This window comes from Anaerostipes sp. CAG:276 (assembly GCF_000432215.1).
Taxonomy (GTDB): domain Bacteria; phylum Bacillota; class Clostridia; order Lachnospirales; family Lachnospiraceae; genus Anaerostipes; species Anaerostipes caccae.
In genome coordinates, this window is the sequence record NZ_FR889178.1 from 77,728 (window position 1) to 81,021 (window position 3,294).

Consider the following 3,294-nt stretch of genomic DNA (forward strand, 5'->3'; position numbering starts at 1 on the left):
CCCCCGGCCGCAGCCGCAGTAAGAAATACAAGTCCGGTTAAAACCCCCGGAAGAAGTTCAGCATGTTGTGCGCCGCTCTGAATGATCATAGACAGCATGTTGCCCGGCCAGTATTTTGACAGCTGCACCGTATGCCCCAATAGTTTTGTGAGTCCCATATCGCCATATAATGCAATGGTTCCGATAACGTCCAGCCCAATGATGGCAACCGGAAGGACAAACTGTGTCTTCCTTATTACAAAGGCGGCCATGACATACAGAGAAGTGATACTGAGGACCAGAATATATTTTGTGAACAAAAAGCCTGCGGTATTGCTTATAACATTCCCGCTCAAATCTCCGGTTTTCCAGTAAAACGCAGCGGTGATTCCCACAATTACGATGCTCACCGCGAAATAAACCGTTGCCAGCAGAACACTCACGATCCACTTGGAAGCAAAGATTTCATTCCTCTCGTAATGCTTTGATGCCAGGTTTTTAATGGTTCCATAGGTATATTCACTTCCGATGAACAGGGAAATAACGATCGCCAGCAGAATCAGATAAGAGGTATCTGTCCCCTGTATCCTTGAAAGGACCGTCGTCTGCGTCCCAGTACCGCCGCCCATTTTTTCCACAAGATGATAAAGAAAATTTTCAGATCCCGCCAGCAAAAGAAACAGCACTCCGCACACACGAAATGACGTTGATTTTAACAATTTATAAACATCTGCCCGAATTAAATTTAACATGCCGCACCTCCCACTGCTCTTAAAAAGTATTTTTCCAAATCCATGTTTTCTACGAAGATTTCTTCTACCTGGATTCCTTCCTGCATAAGCGCCTGATTGACTTTCCCTGGCTTTTCTAAAAATCCGTAGACCTTCAGTTCTTCTTCTCCAACCATCTGGAATTCTCTGGCTGAAAACTGCTCTCTCATAACTCTGCACGCCTTCTCCCGCTGTTCCTTCGGCATCTTTACCGTGAGACTGGACTGGCTCTGCCTGTTTAATTCTTCTTCCGTAAATTCCTGGATCAGTTCGCCCTTGTGGATGATACCGTATCTGGTAGCCAGTTTCGATAACTCTCCCAAAATGTGGCTTGATATCAAAACCGTGATGTGATGTTCCTGATTCAGCTCCTGGATCAGCTCTCTGATCTCACGGATTCCAACCGGATCAAGCCCGTTGGTAGGTTCATCCAAAATTAAAAATTCCGGATCGCCCAAAAGTGCAATGGCGATCGCCAGCCTCTGCTTCATACCAAGGGAAAAATTTTTCACCTTCTTCTTTTTGGTGTCTGCAAGCCCTACCTTTATAAGAACTTCTTCAATCTTTTTCGGATCCTTCAATCCCCTGAGCTTCATCTCCACCATGAGATTCTCTCTGGCCGTCATACCGGGCATCAGCGCCGGATATTCAATCACTGTCCCGATCTTCTCTCTGGCCTTCACCAGATCACCGGAACCGAACAGGGAAAGTCTGCCGGAGGAGGGTTTGGCCAGTCCTGCCATCATCCGGATCATGGTAGTCTTCCCTGCACCGTTCTCCCCGATGAATCCGTAAATATCTCCCTTGTTTACTTCCATACTGACATTTCTCACTGCTATTTGTTTTCCAAAGGATTTTGTAATCTCCTCTGCTTTCACAATCGTATCCATATATCCTCCTTGTACTATCGTATTATTGTACTGATCTTTTAATACAATAATACGATAGTACAAATAATTTGTCAACAAAAAGGCATGAAAAAATTATTTTCATGCCTTTTCATCAATGCGAAGACGCCGACGCCGTTTGCTTCACCGTATGCCGTATGCTGTTTCCTATCGCCGCAGCCAGTATCATTTTCACCAGATCCCCCGGCAAATATGGGATGACTCCGGCCATGAGGCCCTGGAGCGGTGTAAGGTTCATCTGTAAACAGAGCCAAACGGTTCCGAACAGATATGCTGCCAGCGTTCCAATCACCATTCCTGCAAATTGTATGGTCCTTTTTCCTCCGGAGTGATCCGCTGCAAACCCGCAGACTGCAGCCGTCAATATGAATCCGATCAAATATCCGCCCGTAGGACCGGCAAGTTTGGACAGGCCTCCCGTAAATCCCGAAAAAACAGGAAGTCCCGCTGTGCCAAGCAGCAGATAGATCACATAACTCACAGTACCTGATTTGCACCCGAGTACAAATGCTGTCAGATAAATGATCAGATTTGTCAGAGATATTGGAACCGGTGTAAACGGCAGCGGAACAGAAAGCGGTCCCGCAACGCACATGAGTGCCGACATCAATCCTATGAGTGTCATCTGCCTTGTTTCTAGTTTCTTCATGGTTATTCCTCCTTATGTCAATGAAAATCCAAGCTGTAAAAACATTTTTCTGTCGTCTTCCACCCTGTTGCCGGATGTAGTGAGCATATCACCAGTGATTGCTCCGTTTGCCCCGGAACAAAACGCCTCTCTTCCGCAGTCTTTCATCAAATTCCGCCCTGCAGCCAGACGAATTTCTGCTTTTGGATTTAAGAGCCGGAACACTGCGACCGTTCTCAGTATTTCTTCTTCCTTAAGCCTTCTTCTTCCTTCCAGAGGAGTACCTTTGATCGGCGTAAGAACATTGACCGGGATCGAGTCAACTCCGAGTCCTGCCAGCTCAAGGGCCAAAGAAAGCCTGTCCTCCTCTGTCTCACCCATTCCGATGATCCCTCCGGAACAGATCTCAAGGCCTGCTTTCTTTGCCCTCTCGATATTTGCGATCTTATCATCATATGTATGCGTCGTGCAGATCTCAGAAAAAAAACGTCTTGATGTCTCTAAATTACAGTGATATCGTGTAACTCCATTCCTTTTCAGATCTAAAAAAGCATCATAAGACAAAAATCCGTGGGATGCACAAAGGGAAACACTGCACTGCTCAGACATAACACGATAGGCCTTTAAAGCTCTTGAAAAATCTTCTCCCTCAAGGGATTTTCCGGCTGTCACGACAGAGTATCTATGTATTCCTTTCCTCTCCTGCATCCGGCAGTCCTTTAAGATCTCTTCGGCCGGAAGAAACGCATAATCTTCCGCATGGGTCCGGTGATGGGATGACTGTGCACAAAACCTGCAGTCCTCGCTGCACTTTCCGCTTTTCCCATTGATGATCGTGCAGAGATCTCCATGGTCTTTGCAAAAATGCTTTCTGATCCTGTCCGCCGACCGGCACAGCATCTCAAGATCTGCATCCAGCAAAAACAATACATCTTCTGTTTTAATCTGTTCCTGTTCTCCTGAAAGGATCTGTCTTGTAAATTCCTCCAGCATATAAACTCCTTTCTCT

At 46.2% G+C, this 3,294-nt stretch carries 3 protein-coding genes and 1 pseudogene; all 4 read right to left on the bottom strand.

The features are described 5' to 3' along the window. Window positions 1-731 (bottom strand): annotated as a pseudogene (locus QVP35_RS03640) (ABC transporter permease); the annotation flags it as partial. Then, complete coding sequence (locus tag QVP35_RS03645) at window positions 725-1,639, bottom strand: ABC transporter ATP-binding protein (protein WP_009290453.1); 915 nt, start codon at window positions 1,637-1,639, stop codon at window positions 725-727. The pseudogene QVP35_RS03640 and the gene QVP35_RS03645, both read right to left, overlap by 7 nt. Window positions 1,640-1,751: 112 nt before the next feature. Beyond that, window positions 1,752-2,306, bottom strand: a complete 555-nt coding sequence (locus tag QVP35_RS03650; RefSeq protein WP_009290452.1) for a biotin transporter BioY — start codon at window positions 2,304-2,306, stop codon at window positions 1,752-1,754. Between the two features lie 12 nt (window positions 2,307-2,318). Next, window positions 2,319-3,278, bottom strand: a complete 960-nt coding sequence (gene bioB / locus QVP35_RS03655; RefSeq protein ID WP_009290451.1) for a biotin synthase BioB — start codon at window positions 3,276-3,278, stop codon at window positions 2,319-2,321. Window positions 3,279-3,294: the final 16 nt, after the last annotated feature.